Genomic DNA, 17,851 nt, shown 5'->3' on the forward strand with positions numbered 1-17,851 from the left:
CTCCGGTCGGCCGGGCGGTCACCGGGTCGGCCGGGCGGTCAGCGCCCGCCGACCTGGCCCGACTCCCAGGCCCACGCGGCGATCTCCACGCGGTTGCGCACGGCCAGCTTCGTCTGGATGTTGGCCAGATGGGTCTTGACGGTCGCCACGGAGATCCACAGCTCCTCGGCGATCTCCTGATTGGTCCGGCCCCGCGCGACGCGCCTCGCCACGTCGAGTTCGCGCTCCGAGAGCACCTCGGGCGCGGGCCCGACAGCCGCCGCGCCGCAGTGCGGGCCGTGCCGGCCCGCCATGCGCTCCAGGAGCCGCAGCGTCACGGCGGGGGACACCAGCGCGTCGCCACGGGCGGCGGCGCGCACCGCCTCCACGAGCAGCCCGGGCCCGGCGTCCTTGAGCAGGAACCCGACCGCGCCGCCGCGCAGCGCGTCGTCCAGATAGTCGTCCTGGTCGAAGGTGGTGACGACCACGACGTGCAGCGGTTCGACGACGCCGGGACCGGCGAGCAGCCGGGTCACCTCGAGGCCGTTCAGCTTCGGCATCCGGACGTCGACGAGACACACGTCGGGCCGCAGCCGCCGGGCGAGCTCGACGCACTCGGCGCCGTCGCCCGCCTCGCCGACCACCTCGATGCCCGGCTGCGCGGACAGGATCAGCCGGAATCCCGTCCGCACCATTTCCTGGTCGTCGGCGATGAGGACGCGCACCTGGCTCGCGGGGCGGTGGTTCTGCGGCATTTCTTCCACAGGGAGAAGAGTAGGGCGGGCCGGGAGGGAGAAGAGTAGGGCGGGCCGGGGCGCGCCTGCGCGGACGGCCTGTGCCAGGGGGCACTTCCGCACGCCCTCATGATCACCACCGAGCGCCGCGGGGGGTCCGGGCGCGGGTCCGTGACCGGGGGCATGCGCCCTGGCGGGCGGCTGTCCGCCGAGCCAACGGGAGGTCCTCCGCCCGGTGCCGCGAGGGACTTCGGGCAGCCCGTGCCGCACAGCGTGCTGTTCAACTGGCTGGCAGCGCGGCGCGCAGGTGCCAGCCGCCGTCCGGCAGCGCGGCGCGCAGGTGCCAGCCGCCGTCCGGCAGCGGCCCCGCGTCCAGGTCGCCGCCGAGCGCCGCGACCCGCTCGCGCAGGCCGATCAGGCCGAGACCGCCGCGGCCGCCCGGCGGGGTCCGATCCTTGGCGCGGTCGTGGGGAGCCGGGCCGTTGGACACCTCGACCACCAGCCGTCCCGCGTCCTTCGCCACGCGCACCCGGACGTCACCGGCGCCGGGCGCATGCCGGGTGACGTTGGTGAGCGCCTCCTGGACGACGCGGTGCACGGACGTCTCGACCTCGGGCGCGAGCGCGGCGGCGCGGACCTGCGCCGTGACCTCCAGGGTCGCGGCGTCGCCGTGGGCAGCGACCAGCGCGGCCAGTTCGGTGAGCAGGTCGGCGGGCCGGGTCGTGGCGCCGGGCTCCGCGCGCAGGACGTGCACGAGCCGCCGCATCGATTCGAGCGTCTCCGTACCGGCCTTCTCGATCCCGGCGAGCAGCGGTTCGAGCTGCTCGGGAGAGGTCTCGCGGACGGCACGCGCAGCCTGCGCCTGGACGACGATCCCGGTCACGTGATGGGCGACGAAATCGTGCAGATCGCGGGCGATGCGGCGGCGCTCCTCCTCCTGCGTCGCGCTCACCGCGAGCGCCCGCCTGCCGTCCAGAGAGCGCAGATAGCCGCCGAGCGCGAGCGCGCCGCCCGCCGCGACCGTGAGCATGAACGCGAAGGTCTCGGCCTCGGACTCGAACCCGGTCCGTACGGGCGCCACCGCCACGGCGAGCGTGAGCAGCGCACACAGGACGTACCCGACGGGCAGCCGGGCCGTCCGCGTGGTGACCGTGAGCAGGGCGAGCAGCGCGAAGGACTCCAGGAGCCCCCAGCTGCCCACCTGGACATGGCCGAGCGCCAGGCCGAGCGTGAGCCCGCCGGAGACCAGCGCCGCCGCGGCGGCCCGTACCTCGATGCGGGGGTTGCCCCGCACGAGCAGCACGGCGACGGCCAGTGGCCCGGAGACCAGGGGCAGCCAGGAACCGTCGGGCTGGCTCGACACCAGGTCGAGGAGCCACAGGAACACCACGGGGACGCCGAACAGCAACGCCCTGGCCGGGCCGGGACGGGGGCCTGTGCGGGTTCGGGGGTCTGAGCCTGGTCCGCCGGTGCCGGGTCCGCCGGGGTGGGGGCCTGGCCCGGTGGGCGCCGCGCCGGGCGGTGAGCGGTGATCATCCACGTACCGAATGTACGCATGAGGTCGCATTCCGTGGATCAGCCGAAAGCCTGACCGGGGCCCGCGCGATCCACCGAAGGGGCGAGGCGCGCGAGGGGCCGGGGCGGCGAGCGTGGAGGCAGACACTCCGGCTCCGCGGAAGCGGGCCACTCCGGCTCCGCGTAAGCGGGCCCCGACGCCCAGGAGAGCGCGACCACCATGCCTCGCACCACGCACCGCCCGAACCCCCGCCGCCCCCGCGCGGCCCGCACGACACTCTGCGCGCTGGGCGCCGCCGCCCTCGCCGCGGCCCTGACCGCCTGCGGCAGCGGCTCCAGCAACCCCTTCGACGACCACCAGGAGAAGTCGTCCTACAAGGACGGCGCCGCGGCGAAGAGCGACAGGAAGTCCGTGCCGCGCTGGCTGCCCGACGACGCCACCGACATCGACTACGTCATGTCGACCACCGGCGACGACCGGATCATCAAGTTCACGACGCCGGACGGCACCTTCCCCAAGCAGTGCGTCAAGGGCGAGTCGCAGGGCAAGCCACGGCTCAAGGCCGACTGGTTCCCCTCGGACGTCGCGTCGAAGGCGGACAGGAACTGCGGCACGTGGTCCGGCGCCCGGATCGACGGAACGCTCTACGCCTGGCAGGACAAGGACGTCGCGATGAAGGCCCGGCGCTGATGGGGACACGGGCGCGAGCGACGCTGGCGGCCGTGACGGTGGGGCCACCGGGAAGCGTGCCGCCGACAGCGGCGGCCCGGGGACCGGGCGGCGCTCGTCGAGGTGAAGGGCTGGGGGCATGCCACCAGGAGCCTAGACCTGCGGCGCAGCCGGTCTGAGACCGGAGTCGGATCCGGAACGGATCCGCCGGGTATTAGCGTGGACGGGACAGATCGACCGAACAGGATCCGAGGTGCCCGGCCCATGCCAAGCCGCAGCGAGAGCCGTACCCAGCTCATCGAGTCACTCATGGAGCGGTTCCCGCACGTGCCGCGGGAAGCCGTGATCAAGGAGGATCTGCTGCGCGGCGGCATCGCCTTCGACGAGTCGGCGCTCAGCGACAACGAGAAGGGCGAGGTCAAGCCGAAGTCGTACTTCATCTTCTCCTTCGACCACGGCACGCTCCCCGAACTGGGCGCCGCCGCGCTGCGCCGCCCGCCGGAGGAGATCGTCCTCACCGGCGGCCCCTACGAGCTGCGCCGCACCGTCGTCTCCGTGCGGGTGAACCCGTCCTCGCCCTACCGGGTCGCCGCCGACGACAACGGCGTGCTCGGCCTGTACCTGGACGGGGCGCGGATCTCCGACGTCGGCCTGCCCCCGATGCCGGACTACTACCGGCACACGCTGGAGAACGGCAAGTCCGTGATGGAGGTGGCGCCCACCATCCAGTGGGGCTACCTCATCTACCTGACGGTCTTCCGGGTCTGCCAGTACTTCGGCGCCAAGGAGGAGTGCCAGTACTGCGACATCAACCACAACTGGCGCCAGCAGAAGGCGGCCGGGCGTCCCTACACGGGCGTGAAGCCGATGGACGAGGTCCTCGAAGCCCTCGCCATCATCGACAAGTACGACACCGCGAAGTCCTCCACCGCGTACACGCTCACCGGCGGCGCCATCACCACGCGGCTCCAGGGCAAGGACGAGGCCGACTTCTACGGCCAGTACGCGAAGGCCATCGAGGAGCGCTTCCCCGGCCGCTGGATCGGCAAGGTCGTCGCCCAGGCCCTGCCCAAGGAGGACGTCCAGCGCTTCCACGACTACGGCGTGCGGATCTACCACCCCAACTACGAGGTGTGGGACCCGTACCTGTTCGAGCGGTACTGCCCCGGCAAGGAGCGCTACGTCGGACGTGACGAGTGGCACCGCCGCATCCTGGACTCCGCCGAGGTGTTCGGGCCGCGCAACGTCATCCCGAACTTCGTGGCGGGCGTGGAGATGGCGGAGCCCTTCGGCTTCAAGACCGTCGGCGAGGCGATCGACTCCACCGTCGAGGGCCTGCAGTACTTCATGTCGCGCGGCATCACGCCCCGCTTCACCACCTGGTGCCCGGAGCCCACGACCCCGCTCGGCAAGGCGAACCCGCAGGGCGCGCCGCTGGAGTACCACGTGCGGCTCCTGGAGGCCTACCGCGCCACGATGGAGGCCAACGGCCTCTCCTCGCCCCCCGGCTACGGCCCCGCGGGACCCGGCAACGCGGTCTTCTCGGTCAGCTCGTTCATGGACAGCCTGCCCGCGGAGGCGGCCGCCCCGGAGGACGCGGTAATCCCGGCGACGCCTCAGTAGCCCCGTGTTACGGTCGGGGCGGGTCACGAGTTCCAGTGTCAAGCCCCGGCTCGCTGGACGGCACCCCGCTCCGTCGCGGGTGCCCCGGGTGACGACCCGCCCCGTGCGACGTGCGCGGGGAACGGCGGATCACCGGGGTCGGCGACACCGGGGTCCACGACTCCGGAGGCGCACCATGACGCACCCGTACGGCACCCGCGAGCACGACGACCACGAGCTCGACACCTGTGACGTGCTCCTCTCCTCGCACGACGTCCGCGACGACGGTCTGATCGTCCTCCATGTGCTCGGTCCGACCCGGGGCGTCCCCGCCACCGTGTGGACCCACGACCCGGAGCGGCTGCGCCGTCTTCTGCGGGAGCACAGGGGACCGGCCCAGTGGCAGCCCCGGGGAAACCGGCTGCGGCTGAGCCGCGACACGGTGGGTACGACGCTCGTGCGCGTGGCCGAGCCCCCTCGCCGCTGACGAAGATCACCGGTTCGTAGGATGACGGCGTGATCCGGACGCGGGCGATCCCCGCGTCCGGGCGGCGCGACAGCAGCCACCCAGAGCCGGAGGTCCCCCGTGCAGCACCACCCCGTCACCGTCGTCACCGGCGGCAGTCGCGGTATCGGCGCCGCTGTCAGCGCCCGTCTCGCCGAGGACGGCCACGACGTCGTCATCGGCTACCGCTCGAACGCGGCCGCCGCAGAGGAAGCCGCGGAGGCGGTTCGCAAGGCTGGCCGTCGTTGCCTCACCGTCGAGGTCGACACCGCCGACGAGGCCGACGTCGACCGCCTCTTCGACACCGCGGCCGAGCTCGGCCCGGTCACCGGCCTGGTCAACAACGCCGGGGTGAGCGGCCCCGTCGGGCCCCTCGCCGACGCCGACGCCGACGGCATGCGCCGGGCGCTCGAAGTGAACGTACTCGGATATCTGCTCTGCGCCCGGCGCGCGGTGCGGGACATGAAGGCCAATGGCGGCGGCGCGATCGTCAACGTCTCCTCCGCGGCGGCCACCCTCGGCGCCCCCGGCGAGTACGTCCACTACGCCGCCGCCAAGGGCGCCGTCGACACGATGACGGTCGGTCTGTCCAAGGAGGTCGCCGGGGACGGCATCCGCGTCAACGCCGTCGCCCCCGGCGTCATCTGGACCGAGTTCCACGCCGACCCCGAGCGTCCCGCGAAGCTCTCGGCGGGCATTCCGCTGGGGCGCGCGGGGCAGCCGTCGGAGATCGCGGCGGCCGTCGCCTGGCTGCTCTCGGACGAGGCCTCGTACGCGACGGGCACCGTGCTTCGGGTCGCGGGCGGACGCTGACGCTCCCGGGTCGGCCACTCGTACGATTGGCGCATGATCAGTGGAGCGGTCGACCTCGCCAATGACGTCCTCATCCGGCCCGTCGCGCTCGGCGACGCGGCGCCGCTCGCCCGTGCCTACCGGCGCAACCGCGACCACCTCGACCCCTGGGACCCGGACAGGTCCGCCGCCTTCTATACCGAGGAAGGGCAGGTCGAGCGGGTCCAGGTGCAGCTGGCGGACGGACGCGCGGGCCGGTCGGCGCACTGGGTGCTCGTGAGCGGCGCCGAGATCGTCGGCCACGCGGCCGTGTCGAACATCGTGCTCGGCCCGGCCCGTAGCGGAAACCTCGGCTACTGGATCGACGCGGAGCACGTGGGCCGCGGCCTCGCCTCCGCGGCCGCGCGGCACGTCTGCGAGGCCGCGGACACCCAACTCGGCCTGCACCGCGTCGAGGCGGGCACCCTCCTGCACAACACCGCGTCGCAGCGCGTGCTCACGAAGTGCGGCTTCGAGGAGTACGGGGTCGCGCCGTCCTTCCTCTACATCAACGGCGCCTGGCGCGACCACCGGCTCTTCCAGAAGATCCTCAACGACCGTCCCCTGTAAGGCGGTCGGTCCCTTGACGCCCTGCTGGACCCTGTAGCAGGCTTCCGCGGTGATCACCTACGAGGCGGATCCGGCGCGAAGGCCAGTGCTCGCCGTCGACCAGGGCACGTCCGGGACCAAGGCCCTCGTGGTCTGCCCGGAGCGCGGCGTGATCGGATCGGGCACGGCTCCGGTGCACCCCCGTTGCCTCCCCGGCGGTCTGGTCGAGGTCGACCCCGCCGAACTGTTCTCGTCCGTCGTCGACGCGGGCCGCGCGGCGCTGGCGGACGCGGGTGAACCGGTCGCCGCCGTCGGCCTCGCCAACCAGGGCGAGACGGTGCTCGCCTGGGACCCGGCGACCGGGCGGCCCCTCACCGAAGCCCTCGTCTGGCAGGACCGCAGGGCGGCATCGGTCTGCGCCGAACTGGCCGAGCACGCGGAGGAGTTGAGGCAACTCACGGGACTGCCGCTCGACCCCTACTTCGCCGCGCCCAAGATGGCGTGGATACGTCGCCACCGCACCCGCCACGGCGTGGTCACGACCAGCGACGCCTGGCTCGTCCACCGCCTCACCGGCGCCTACGTCACCGACGCCGCGACGGCGGGCCGCACCCAGCTCCTCGACCTCGACACCGTCGATTGGTCACCACGGGCCCTCGACCTCTACGGGCTCGCCGACGAACACCTGCCCCGGGTTGTCGACGCGGCGGGAGAGTACGGCACGACCACCGCGTTCGGCCCCGAGATCCCCCTCACCGGCCTCCTCGTCGACCAGCAGGCCGCCCTGCTCGCCCAGGACGTGACCGCGCCGGGCAGCGCCAAGTGCACGTACGGGACAGGAGCGTTCCTGCTCGCCCAGACCGGCCCGCGCCCGCGCCGCGGAGACTCCGGACTGGTCAGCTGCGTCGCCTGGCGCCTCGCGGGCCGGACCAGCTACTGCCTCGACGGGCAGGTCTACACCGCCGCGTCCGCCGTCCACTGGCTCACCGGCCTCGGCGTCATAGCGGGCGCCGAGGACCTCGACCCCGTGGGCTCGGCCGTCCCCGACGCCGGAGGCGTCACCTTCGTGCCCGCGCTCGCCGGTCTCGCGGCGCCCTGGTGGCGCGGCGACCTGCGCGGCTCGATCACCGGCCTCGGCCTCGACACCACCCCGGGCCACCTGGTGCGCGCCCTGTGCGAGGGCATCGCCGCGCAGGTCGCCGCGCTCGCCGACGCCGTGGCCGCCGACCTGGGGGAGCCCCTGACGAGCCTGCGCGTCGACGGCGGCCTGACCCGCTCGGCCCTGCTCATGCAGACCCAGGCGGACCTCCTCCAACTCCCCGTCGAGGTATCGGCGTTGCCCGACGTCACCGCGCTCGGCGCGGCCGCCGTCGCCCGCATCGGCCTCGACCCCGCCCTCGCGGTCGCCGAAGCCGTCCCCGAGTGGCGGCCCGCCGCCGTCTACGAACCGCGCATCGGCGCGGACCTCGCGGCCGAACGCCTCGCCGGGTTCCGCTCGGCGGTGGCGGCGCTCCTGGATCGTACGCCCTGATGACGGTGACCAGGCGTGGCGCGCCGCCGGACGTGACGTACGACGTGACCGTCATCGGCGCGGGAGTCGTCGGCGCGGCCGTCGCGCGCGAACTGGCCCGGTATCCAGGGCTGCGCGTCGCGCTCGTCGAGGCCGCCGACGACGTCGGCGAAGGCACGTCGAAGGCGAACACGGCGATCCTGCACACCGGATTCGACGCGGTGCCCGGCTCCCTGGAGGCCCGCCTGGTCCGCGAGGGGCAGCGGCTGCTCGCCGCGTACGCCGCCGAGTCCGGGATTCCCGTCGAGCCGGTCGGCGCGCTCCTCGTCGCCTGGAACGCCGAGCAACTCGATGCGCTGCCCGGCCTGTTGGCGAAGGCGGAGCGCAACGGCTACGACGCGGCACGCGTCATCGGCCCCGCCGAGGTCCGGGCGCGCGAGCCGCGCCTCGGCCCCGGCGCCCTCGGCGCGCTCGACGTCCCCGGCGAGAGCATCATCTGCCCCTGGACCACCACCCTCGCGTACGCCACCCAGGCCGTGCGCGCAGGAGTGGACCTCCTCCTCAACTGCCGTGTGGAGAAGGTCGATCCGACGGGCGACCCACACCTCCTGACGACCAGCCGCGGCACCCTGCGGACCCGGCACCTCGTCAACGCAGCCGGTCTGCACGCCGACACCGTCGACCGGCTGCTCGGCCACGACGACTTCACCGTCACCCCGCGCCGGGGCCAGCTCATCGTCTACGACACGTTCGCCCGCGACCTGGTGCGGCACATCCTGCTGCCCGTCCCCACGGCGCTCGGCAAGGGCGTCCTCGTGGCCCCGACCGTGTACGGAAACGTTCTTCTCGGGCCCACCGCAGAGGAGTTGGACGACAAGGCGGCCACCGGGTCGACGGCCGAGGGCATCGCGGCGCTGCGCGAGCAGGGCCGCCGGATCCTCCCCGAGCTGCTCGACGAGGAGGTCACCGCGGTCTACGCGGGACTCCGCGCCGCCACCGACCACGACGACTACCGCATCAGCGCCCACAAGGAACAGCGCTACGTCACCGTCGGCGGCATCCGCTCCACCGGCCTCACCGCTTCCCTGGCCATCGCCGCCCATGTCACGGAGCTCCTCGCCGGAAACGGCCTGGACCTCGCAGAACCCCGCAATCTGGAGACGATTTCCATGCCGAACCTCGGCGAGGCCTTCCCCCGCCCCTACCAGCGCGCCGACCTCATCGCGGCCGACCCGGCGTACGGTGCCGTCGTCTGCCACTGCGAGCGCGTGACGCGCGGCGAGATCCGCGACGCCCTCGCGGCCACGATCCCGCCCGGCTCCCCGGACGGCCTGCGGCGCCGCACCCGGGCGCGGAGCGGACGCTGCCAGGGCTTCTACTGCGGTGCCGAGGTGCGGGAACTCTACGAACGGGGTGCGGAAATGGGTACCGGATGAGGCGGGAGCGCATCGTCGACGTGCTGGTCGTCGGCGCGGGGCCAGCGGGCCTCGCCACGGCGGCCGGGCTCGCCGCGTCGGGCGTGGGCGAGGTCGAGGTGGTGGACCGGGAGCGGCAGGCGGGCGGCATACCGCGGCACTGTCTGCACGGCGGCTTCGGACGCCTCGGGATGACGGGGCCGCAGTACGCGGAGCGCTGTGTGGCGGCGGCCGTCGGCACCGGCGCCGTGCTGCGGACCGGCGTCAGCGTCACCGCGTGGTCGGCGCCGCTCACCGTGGACGCCACGAGCCCCCGTGGCCTGGAGCGCATCACCGCCCGCGCGGTCGTCCTCGCCACGGGGGCCCGCGAACGCCCGCGCGCCGCACGCCTGGTGCCCGGCACCCGGCCCGCGGGGGTGTACACCACGGGCGAGCTCCAGCAGGCCGCCGACCTCCACCGGCAGCGGATCGGGACGCGCGCCGTCGTGGTCGGCGCGGAACCGGTGAGCTTCACCGCCCTGGACACCCTGCGGCGCGCCGGGGTCGCCGTCGCCGCGCTGGTCACCGAGCACCCGCGGCACCAGGCGCGCCCGGCCCGCGCCCTCGACGCGCGGCTGCGGCACGGCGTGCCCCTGCTCACCGACGCCACCGTGGTCGAACTCCTCGGCCGCGGCAGGCTCTCCGGGGTCGGGCTCCGGCACCGGGACGGGCGGACGGCACACGTCGCCTGCGACACCGTCGTCTTCACCGGGGACTTCGTCCCCGACCACGAACTGGCCCGGCGCGCCGGTCTCCTGCTGGACCCCGGCACGCGCGGCCCCGCGGTCGACGGCGCCTTCCGCACGGACGGGCGCGGCGTCTTCGCGGTCGGCAACGTGCTGCACGCGGCCGAACCGGCACGCACGGTGGCGCGTGAGGGGACGATGGCGGCGGATGCGGTGCGGCGCTACCTCTCCGACGGCGACTGGCCCTCGGCGGCGGTGCGGCTGCGGGTCGCCGCCCCGCTCGCCTGGATCGCCCCGAACCGTCTGACGCCGGACGAGCCCGCGGCGGGCTTCACCCTCCGCACGACCGAGTTCGTCGCGCGTCCGACACTGGTGATCACACAGGACGGCAGGACCCTGCACCGCACCCGCACGCGCCGCCCGGCCGTCCCGAACCGGCCGTTCCGGGTGCCCGGGGGCTGGACGGCACGGGTGGACGCCAGGGGCGGCGCGGTCCGGATCACCCTCGGCTGACGGCCCTAGGCCCGGCGGGAGGCGCCGAGCGGCCGACTGCCTCGACCCTCTTCAGGTCCCTCTTCCCTTGGCCCCCGCCTCCCGCATAGACTCCAAAACTAGCAGCGCTAATTTATGCGCTGGCTCAGCTCCCCGGCCACCAGCCACCCAGTTGCGCAGCGTGACCCGCAGAACCGAAGCAGCGTGACCCGCAGAACGATCCGGAGCCGTATCGTGCGCACCGTCCACTTCGCCGCCGCCCGCCGCACCCCCATCGGCAAACTCCGCGGCGCCCTCTCCTCCGTCCGCCCCGACGACCTCGCAGCGGGCGTCGTGCGGGGACTCCTCGCCGACATCCCCCAGCTCGATCCCGCCCGGATCGACGACATCTACTGGGGCGCCGCCAACCAGGCGGGGGAGGACAACCGCAACGTCGCGAGGATGGCCGCCCTCCTCGCGGGGCTCCCCGAGTCCGTGCCAGGCGCCACCGTGAACCGGCTCTGCGCCTCCGGCCTGGAAGCCGTCACGACCGCCGCGCGCACCATCGCCGCCGGGGAGGCGGACATCGTCCTCGCGGGCGGCTCCGAATCGATGAGCCGCGCCCCCTTCGTGCTGCCCCGCCCCGACGAGGCGCTGCCGCACCGCATGGAGACCGCGGACACCCGCCTCGGCTGGCGCCTCACCAACCCGAGGATGAAGGACCTGCACGGCGTCCTCGCGATGGGCGAGACCGCCGAGGAGGTCGCCGGGCGTTACGGCGTCTCGCGCGAACGCCAGGACACCTTCGCGCTCCGCAGCCACCAGCGCGCGGCCGCCGCCCGCAAGGACGGCCACTTCGACGACGAACTCCTCCCCGTCACGCGGCCGGACGGCATCGTCGTCGACACGGACGAGTGCGTGCGCGAGGACACCTCGTACGAGAAGCTCAGCGGCCTGCGACCGGTCTTCCGCAAGGACGGCACCGTCACCGCGGGCAACGCGTCGCCGATGAACGACGGCGCCGCCGGGCTGCTGCTCGTCAGCGAGGAGGCCCTGAACGAGCTCGGCCTCGAATCCCTCGGGCGGTACACGGCCGGGGCCTCGGCGGGCGTCCACCCCGACGTCATGGGCATCGGCCCCGTCCCCGCCACGCGCAAGGTGCTCGCCCGCGTCGGCTGGCACATCGACGACCTCCAGGAGGCCGAGTTCAACGAGGCGTTCGCGGCCCAGGCGCTCGCCTGCGTCGACGCCCTCGGCATCGACCCGGAACTGGTCAACCCGACCGGCGGGGCGATCGCGCTGGGCCACCCGCTGGGCTGCTCCGGCGCCCGCATCCTCACCACCCTGCTGCACCGGATGCGCCGCACGGGAGCCACGCGCGGCCTCGCCACCATGTGTGTGGGCGTCGGGCAGGGCAGCGCGCTCCTGGTCGAGCGAGACTGACGGCGGTCGTCGCCGCGGGGGCCGCGACCGGGGGAAGCGGGTGCGTGCCGTTTCCCCCGGTCGCGGCCCCCGTGGCGGTCCGGTGTGTGCCGTTTCTCTTCGGAGGCGGCCGAACCGGCGACAGCCCGCCGCGCTCTACGAAGGGGGCGGGGCGCGTGCGCCGCCCCCGAGAACAGTCCGCCCAACGCCTATTGCCCACCGCAAGCCGCAAGCCGCAAGCCCCTCGGAAACGGAGCCTCCTCCCTCATGGCCACGCTCTCCCTTGCCGCGATCCTCGCCGAGCCCGCCCGCCGCCACCCCGACCGCACCGCCCTCGTCGAGGGCGAACTGCGCCTCACGTTCAAGGAGCTGTGGCGCGAGGCGCGTGCCCAGGGCGCAGCCCTCGCGAAGCTCGGTGTGCGGCCGGGGGACCGCGTGGCCCTGATGGCGCCCAACACCGCCGAGTTCCCGCAGGCCTACTACGCCATCCTCGCCGCGGGCGGCGTCGTCGTCCCCGTCCACCTGCTGCTCTCCGCGGAAGAGGTCGAGCACGTCCTGCGGGACAGCGGCGCCACCCTGCTCCTCTGCCACCCGGCCCAGGCGGCGACCGGCGCGGCGGCCGCCGAAGCGACCGACGTGCGGATGGTGCGGCTCGGCGCCGAGGGCGAGCTGGAGGCCCTGGCGGGCGCCACCGAGCCCCTCACCACCTACGTCACGCGCGACGCCGACGACCCGGCCGTCGTCTTCTACACCAGCGGCACCACGGGCGTCCCCAAGGGCGCCGTGCTCAGCCACTTCAACCTGGTCATGAACGCGACGGTCAACGCCTTCGACGCCAACGACATCCGCCCCGACGACACCGCCCTGGGCGCGCTGCCGCTCTTCCACGCCTTCGGCCAGACCGTCTCCATGAACTCGACCTGGCGGGCGGGCGCCACCCTCGTACTCCTCCCGCGCTTCGACGCCGCGCGGGCCATCGAGCTGATGGTCGCGGAGAACGTCAACACCTTCCACGGCGTCCCCACCATGTACGTGGGCCTGGTGGCCGCGGCCGAGGCCGCGGAGCGGTTGCCCAAGCTGCGGATCTGCATCTCCGGCGGCGCCTCGCTGCCCGTCGCCGTGCTCGAACGCTTCGAGAAGGCCTTCGGCACGCCCGTGTACGAGGGGTACGGCCTCTCCGAGACCTCCCCGACCGCCTCCGTCAACCAGCCCGACTTCGGCACCAAGGCAGGGAGCATCGGCCACCCGCTCTGGGGCGTCGACGTGGAGATCGCCCGCGCCGATGTCGACGACCGCGTCGAACTGCTGCCCACCGGCGAGCTCGGCGAGGTCGTGATCCGCGGCCACAACGTCTTCTCCGGCTACCTCGGGCGCCCCGAGGCGACCGCCGAGGCCCTGGTCGACGGCTGGTTCCGCAGCGGAGACCTCGGCACCAAGGACGCCGACGGCTTCCTCGCCATCGTCGACCGCAAGAAGGACGTCATCATCCGCGGCGGCTTCAACGTCTACCCGCGCGAGGTCGAAGAGGTCCTGATGCGCCACCCGTCCGTCGCCCAGACCGCCGTGATCGGCCTGCCCGACCCGGTGCACGGCGAGGAGATCTGCGCGGTCGTCGTCGCGGCCGCCGACGCCACGCCCGAACTCGCCGAGACGATCATCGAGTGGTCCAAGGAGCACCTGGGCCGCCACAAGTACCCGCGCCTGGTGGAATTCACCGACGAACTCCCGCTCGGCCCGAGCATGAAGGTGCTCAAGCGGGAACTGCGCGCCCACTACGGCGCGTAAGAATTCCCCTGATGGGATCGGGTACGGAAGGAGCGGCGTGGGCTGGGACCTCTCGGCGGCACAGTTCGCCGCGCTGGCCGTGGCGGCGCTGCTCGTCGGCTTCTCGAAGACGGCCGTCAGCGGGGCGAACACCATCAGCCTCGCGGTGTTCGCCGCCGTGCTGCCCGCCCGCGCGTCCACCGGAGTCCTGCTCCCCATCCTGATCGCGGGTGACGTCCTCGCCGTGCTCACCTACCGCAGGCACGCCCACTGGCCCACCCTCTGGCGACTGTTCCCCGCCGTCGCCGGGGGAGTGGTCGCGGGCACGGTCTTCCTGATGTGGGCCGACGACGGCGTGATGCGTACGTCGATCGGGGCGATCCTGCTGCTCATGGCGGGCGTCACCATCGCGCGCCGCCGCAGGTCGTCGGCCCGCCGGGACCCGGAGGGCGCGGAGGACGCGGAGGGCTCACGAGGGAGCCGCCTCAAAGCGCCCTCCTACGGCGTCCTGGGCGGCTTCACCACCATGGTCGCCAACGCGGGCGGCCCGGTGATGTCGATGTATCTGCTCTCGGCGGGCTTCCGCAAGCTGGGCTTCCTGGGCACGTCCGCGTGGTTCTTCCTGATCGTCAACACCTCCAAGGTGCCCTTCAGCGTGAGCCTCGGGCTGATCGACGCCCGGTCGCTGCTCCTGGACGCGGCCCTGGTGCTGTTCGTGGTGCCGGGCGCGATCCTCGGCAAGTACACGGTGCACCACATCAACCAGCGGCTCTTCGAGCAGCTGGTGATCGGCGCGACCGTGCTCGGCGGCCTGCAACTGCTGTTGCGCTGAGCAACGGGTTCGCGCCGCCACCCGTTCAGCGCCCGTTGACCCTGGCGCCCGCCGTCTCCGGTGAGAGCCCCTGCTCCAGATCCTCCGCGAGCAGCCGCTTAGCGATGACGTCGACCGCCGCGGCGAGTTCCTTGTCCGCGGGCCGCCCGATGTCCTTCTTCACTTCCTCGCCCAGCCAGGAGCCCCACGCCCTGGAGATGACCTCCGCCTCGCGCTCCCCGGCGGGCGTGTGCGAGAAGTACGTGCCAGTACGGGTCAGATAACCCTCCTCGACCATGCGGTCGAAGACGGGCACCAGGACCTCGGGCGGAATCCTGCGCCGGGCGGCGATCAGCCCCAGACTCGCGTGCCCGACCATTCGGGTGAACAGCGCGACCTGCATGACCGCCCAGGCGCCCGCGATGTCCAGGCGCGTGTCGGAGTCCCGGATGATCCCGCGCGCGGTGGACATGCCGACATTACGGATGATGGCGGCGACGCCCCGCTCCAGCACGTGCCCGGAGTCGCCGCTGCTCGGCTGCGCGAAGCCCTCGCCCATGTCCGGGGCGCCCATGCGCGCACTGTCGCGCAGCTCGACCTGCTTGAGGAAGAGCGCCACCACGAACCCGAGCAGCGCCACCGGAACCGTCCACAGGAAGACGGTGTGCAGGCTGTCCGCGTAGGCCTTGACGATGGGCGCGGCAGCGGCGGCCGGTAGCTCGTGCAGCCCGCCGGGGTTCTGTGCCGCCTTGCCGATGGCGACCGGATCACCGCTGCTCGCCCGCGCGGCCGCGGCGACCCCGTCCTTGAGGTTCGGCGCCAGCGTGTTGGCGTAGATCGTGCCGAACACCGCGGTGCCGAACGAGCTGCCGAGCGTACGGAAGAAGGTGACGCCCGACGTGGCCGTGCCCAGATCCGCGTACGCGACGGTGTTCTGCACGGCGATCGTCAGGACCTGCATGCACAGACCGATGCCGGTGCCCAGCACGAACATGTACAGCGACTCCAGCCACGTGCTGGTGGCGCTCCCCATCAGCGAGAGCAGATACAGCCCGAGCGCCATGACCAGCGCTCCCACGATCGGGAAGACCTTATAGATACCGGTCTTGCTGACGACGTTGCCGCTGAAGATGGAGGCGATGAGCAGCCCGACCACCATGGGCAGCGTCCGCACGCCCGAGATGGTGGCGGAGTCCCCGTCGACGTACTGCAGATACGTCGGCAGGAACGTCATCGCGCCGAGCATCGCGAAGCCCACGATGAAGCTGAGGATCGAGCAGACCGTGAAGACCGGGTTGGCGAACAGCCGCATCGGCAGCATCGGTTCCGCGGCCCTCGTCTCGACGACGCAGAACAGCGCCAGCGCGACGAGACCGCCCACGAAGAGGCCGATGATCGTCGGCGACCCCCACGCGTACTGGTTGCCGCCCCAACTCGTCGCGAGGATCAGCGCGCTCGCGCCCACGGCGACGAGCGCGATGCCGAGATAGTCGATGACCGGCCGCACCGCCGACTTCACGACGGGAATGGTCCGGGCGGCCGCGAGAACCACGACGATCGCGATGGGTACGTTGACGTAGAACGCCCAGCGCCAGCTCAGGTGATCCGTGAAGAGCCCGCCGAGCAGCGGCCCGATCACGGTGGACACGCCGAAGACGGCACCGATGGCGCCCTGGTACTTGCCGCGCTCGCGCAGCGGGATGACATCCGCGATCAGCGCCATGGACGTGACCATCAGGCCGCCCGCGCCGATGCCCTGCATCGCCCGCCAGGCGATGAGCAGCGTCATGTTCGTCGACAGGCCGCACAGGAAGGAGCCGGTGATGAAGATGACCGCCGAGACCTGGAAGACGACCTTTCGCCCGAACAGGTCACCGAACTTGCCGACGAGCACCGTGGCGACGGTCTCCGCGAGCAGATACGACGTGACGACCCACGACATGTGCTCGGCCCCGCCCAGATCCGACACGATCGTCGGCAGCGCGGTGCCGACGATGGTCTGGTCGAGGGCGGCGAGCAGCATGCCCAGCATGATCGTCACGAAGACGACGTTCCGTCGCCGCCGGTCGAGAACGGGCGGCGCCTGGGCCTCGGCGGGAGCGGGCACGGCCGCGGCCGACTGATCGGTGGTGGTCACACGGCCACCCTCACACCGGGGCGGGGGGTGTGCATGTGGGGTGAGGCCGGTTCGGTGACGGTGGGGGGTGGGGTGGTGCGGGGTGAGGCACCCACGCGGCGGGGCGCGCCGCGCGGCACGGCATGACTCCACACGTCGCAGGTCGGACGGGCTGGGCGGGCTGGCCAGGCCACGCGGGAGAGCGAGCGCTGACGCCTCCAAGCCCCCTCCGGGGACGTCCCCCCCCGGGCCCCCTACCCCCTATCCTTCCGCCGCACCCCGCAGCCGCGGCGCGTGAGCGGCCGCGTCCACCGCGACTCCCTCCCGCTCAAGGACCTCGGCCAACGCCTCCGCCCACGTAACCAGTTCGGCGACCCCCATCCCGTACGGCCGCTCCTGCCCGGCTCGCGCGCTCCAGTCGGCAACGGCCCCTGCCCCGCGCAACAGCAGCCGTGCCCCGCCCCTGGTGTTGCCGCGGGCCGAGTGCGTGAGGCCGACGGCAAGCTGCGCCAGCCCCTGCCACAGAGCGCGCTCCTCCTCGGGCCCCGACTTCCACGCGTCCTCGAAGACCTCGTGCGCGTGGAAGGGATGCCCGGCGTCGAGCAGCGCCTGCGCCTCGCGCACGGACTCCTCGGGCGTACGCACGACACCCTCCGGCTGCCGCGGCACCCCGTCGGCCCCGTAGGGCAACGGCCGCCCGAGCCCGTCTCGGGGCCGCTGGTTGCGGGCCCGTCCTTCCTCGTCACGATCGCGCTCGCGGCCACTGTCGTACGGTCCAGGTGCAGAGCTCATACGGCGATTGTCGCGCGTCCCTGACGGCGGTCACCGCAGGACGGAGCACCCTTCGGTGTGGGGTAGAGTTCTACCTGTGATCACGCGGAACACACACCGCGACGAACACACCGGGACGTGGCGCAGCTTGGTAGCGCACTTGACTGGGGGTCAAGGGGTCGCAGGTTCAAATCCTGTCGTCCCGACGGAAACGTCGCAAGTAGGGGCCATCTTCGGATGGCCCCTACTTCGTGTTCGGGAGTAATTCTGGGAGCGGGGATGCGCTGACCGCAAAGGGCGCCTGGCCTCCGGGTATTTCGGCATTCGTCCGCCCAGCTGATTCTGGCGCTCAGCTGACGCATGCGTGGAAGGACCGGCGGATTCCGTGGCAGACGTCAGCCTCATCCGGGTGCTGCTCCGGGTTTGCGAGTCGGCGTTAATCAGCCAAGTGCTTCGGTCCG

The 17,851-nt window shown here is 72.8% G+C and carries 15 protein-coding genes, 1 tRNA gene and 1 riboswitch; of the genes, 12 read left to right on the forward strand and 4 right to left on the reverse strand.

Translation table 11 applies throughout. The annotated features are described in order from the left end of the window. Window positions 1–38 precede the first annotated feature (38 nt). Together AC068B_RS15560 and AC068B_RS15565 are read right to left on the reverse strand one after the other, a co-directional pair. Window positions 39–734 (reverse strand): response regulator, encoded by a 696-nt coding sequence (locus AC068B_RS15560; protein ID WP_478672097.1) that lies wholly within the window; start codon window positions 732–734, stop codon window positions 39–41. Between the two features lie 259 nt (window positions 735–993). Then, window positions 994–2,253 carry a sensor histidine kinase gene (locus tag AC068B_RS15565; RefSeq protein WP_478671950.1) on the reverse strand — a complete coding sequence of 420 codons (1,260 nt, stop codon included), beginning with the start codon at window positions 2,251–2,253 and terminating at the stop codon, window positions 994–996. A gap of 195 nt (window positions 2,254–2,448) precedes the next feature. Between AC068B_RS15565 and AC068B_RS15570 the strand changes: the two genes are divergently transcribed. From AC068B_RS15570 to AC068B_RS15620, 11 genes are all read left to right on the forward strand, one after another. Further along, a complete protein-coding gene (locus tag AC068B_RS15570) occupies window positions 2,449–2,919 on the forward strand; it encodes a hypothetical protein (protein WP_478671952.1) in 471 nt (156 codons plus the stop codon). A gap of 243 nt (window positions 2,920–3,162) precedes the next feature. After that, window positions 3,163–4,521 (forward strand): radical SAM protein, encoded by a 1,359-nt coding sequence (locus AC068B_RS15575; RefSeq protein ID WP_478671953.1) that lies wholly within the window; start codon window positions 3,163–3,165, stop codon window positions 4,519–4,521. 21 nt (window positions 4,522–4,542) lie between these two features. After that, window positions 4,543–4,652: riboswitch (SAM riboswitch) on the forward strand. 44 nt (window positions 4,653–4,696) lie between these two features. Further along, window positions 4,697–4,987: a hypothetical protein gene (locus tag AC068B_RS15580; protein WP_478671954.1), complete on the forward strand. Its 291-nt coding sequence runs from the start codon at window positions 4,697–4,699 to the stop codon at window positions 4,985–4,987. A 99-nt stretch (window positions 4,988–5,086) separates the two neighbouring features. Continuing rightward, window positions 5,087–5,818 (forward strand): SDR family NAD(P)-dependent oxidoreductase, encoded by a 732-nt coding sequence (locus AC068B_RS15585; RefSeq protein ID WP_478671956.1) that lies wholly within the window; start codon window positions 5,087–5,089, stop codon window positions 5,816–5,818. Between the two features lie 33 nt (window positions 5,819–5,851). After that, the gene (locus AC068B_RS15590) at window positions 5,852–6,406 is read left to right on the forward strand and encodes a GNAT family N-acetyltransferase (protein ID WP_478671957.1); all 555 of its coding nucleotides are present in this window, start codon (window positions 5,852–5,854) and stop codon (window positions 6,404–6,406) included. 49 nt (window positions 6,407–6,455) lie between these two features. Further along, a complete protein-coding gene (locus tag AC068B_RS15595) occupies window positions 6,456–7,916 on the forward strand; it encodes an FGGY family carbohydrate kinase (protein WP_478671958.1) in 1,461 nt (486 codons plus the stop codon). Beyond that, a complete protein-coding gene (locus AC068B_RS15600) occupies window positions 7,916–9,331 on the forward strand; it encodes an FAD-dependent oxidoreductase (protein ID WP_478671959.1) in 1,416 nt (471 codons plus the stop codon). The genes AC068B_RS15595 and AC068B_RS15600 overlap by 1 nt, the downstream gene beginning before the upstream one ends. Beyond that, the gene (locus AC068B_RS15605) at window positions 9,328–10,548 is read left to right on the forward strand and encodes an NAD(P)/FAD-dependent oxidoreductase (RefSeq protein ID WP_478671960.1); all 1,221 of its coding nucleotides are present in this window, start codon (window positions 9,328–9,330) and stop codon (window positions 10,546–10,548) included. The genes AC068B_RS15600 and AC068B_RS15605 overlap by 4 nt, the downstream gene beginning before the upstream one ends. A 213-nt stretch (window positions 10,549–10,761) precedes the next feature. After that, the gene (locus AC068B_RS15610; RefSeq protein WP_478672099.1) at window positions 10,762–11,949 is read left to right on the forward strand and encodes a thiolase family protein; all 1,188 of its coding nucleotides are present in this window, start codon (window positions 10,762–10,764) and stop codon (window positions 11,947–11,949) included. Window positions 11,950–12,195: 246 nt separating this feature from the next. After that, window positions 12,196–13,713: a long-chain-fatty-acid--CoA ligase gene (locus AC068B_RS15615; RefSeq protein WP_478671961.1), complete on the forward strand. Its 1,518-nt coding sequence runs from the start codon at window positions 12,196–12,198 to the stop codon at window positions 13,711–13,713. Window positions 13,714–13,750: 37 nt separating this feature from the next. After that, complete coding sequence (locus tag AC068B_RS15620) at window positions 13,751–14,524, forward strand: sulfite exporter TauE/SafE family protein (RefSeq protein WP_478671963.1); 774 nt, start codon at window positions 13,751–13,753, stop codon at window positions 14,522–14,524. Between the two features lie 25 nt (window positions 14,525–14,549). On the opposite strand, the gene AC068B_RS15625 is transcribed toward AC068B_RS15620, so the two are convergent. Then, window positions 14,550–16,640 carry an MDR family MFS transporter gene (locus tag AC068B_RS15625; RefSeq protein ID WP_478671964.1) on the reverse strand — a complete coding sequence of 697 codons (2,091 nt, stop codon included), beginning with the start codon at window positions 16,638–16,640 and terminating at the stop codon, window positions 14,550–14,552. Window positions 16,641–16,880: 240 nt separating this feature from the next. Then, a complete protein-coding gene (locus AC068B_RS15630; RefSeq protein ID WP_478671966.1) occupies window positions 16,881–17,411 on the reverse strand; it encodes a DUF309 domain-containing protein in 531 nt (176 codons plus the stop codon). 111 nt (window positions 17,412–17,522) lie between these two features. On the opposite strand from AC068B_RS15630, the gene AC068B_RS15635 reads away from it, so the two are divergent. Beyond that, window positions 17,523–17,596 (forward strand) — tRNA-Pro (locus AC068B_RS15635). Window positions 17,597–17,851: the final 255 nt, after the last annotated feature.

Source organism: Streptomyces sp. NPDC042371 (assembly GCF_056437465.1).

Excerpts from the sequence above, each read along its gene's own strand:
- AC068B_RS15560 (WP_478672097.1), bottom strand. The coding sequence starts at position 734 with ATGCCGCAGAACCACCGCCCCGCGAGCCAGGTGCGCGTCCTCATCGCC.
- AC068B_RS15570 (WP_478671952.1), top strand. The coding sequence starts at position 2,449 with ATGCCTCGCACCACGCACCGCCCGAACCCCCGCCGCCCCCGCGCGGCC.
- AC068B_RS15575 (WP_478671953.1), top strand. The coding sequence starts at position 3,163 with ATGCCAAGCCGCAGCGAGAGCCGTACCCAGCTCATCGAGTCACTCATG.
- AC068B_RS15580 (WP_478671954.1), top strand. The coding sequence starts at position 4,697 with ATGACGCACCCGTACGGCACCCGCGAGCACGACGACCACGAGCTCGAC.
- AC068B_RS15590 (WP_478671957.1), top strand. The coding sequence starts at position 5,852 with ATGATCAGTGGAGCGGTCGACCTCGCCAATGACGTCCTCATCCGGCCC.
- AC068B_RS15600 (WP_478671959.1), top strand. The coding sequence starts at position 7,916 with ATGACGGTGACCAGGCGTGGCGCGCCGCCGGACGTGACGTACGACGTG.
- AC068B_RS15605 (WP_478671960.1), top strand. The coding sequence starts at position 9,328 with ATGAGGCGGGAGCGCATCGTCGACGTGCTGGTCGTCGGCGCGGGGCCA.
- AC068B_RS15615 (WP_478671961.1), top strand. The coding sequence starts at position 12,196 with ATGGCCACGCTCTCCCTTGCCGCGATCCTCGCCGAGCCCGCCCGCCGC.
- AC068B_RS15630 (WP_478671966.1), bottom strand. The coding sequence starts at position 17,411 with ATGAGCTCTGCACCTGGACCGTACGACAGTGGCCGCGAGCGCGATCGT.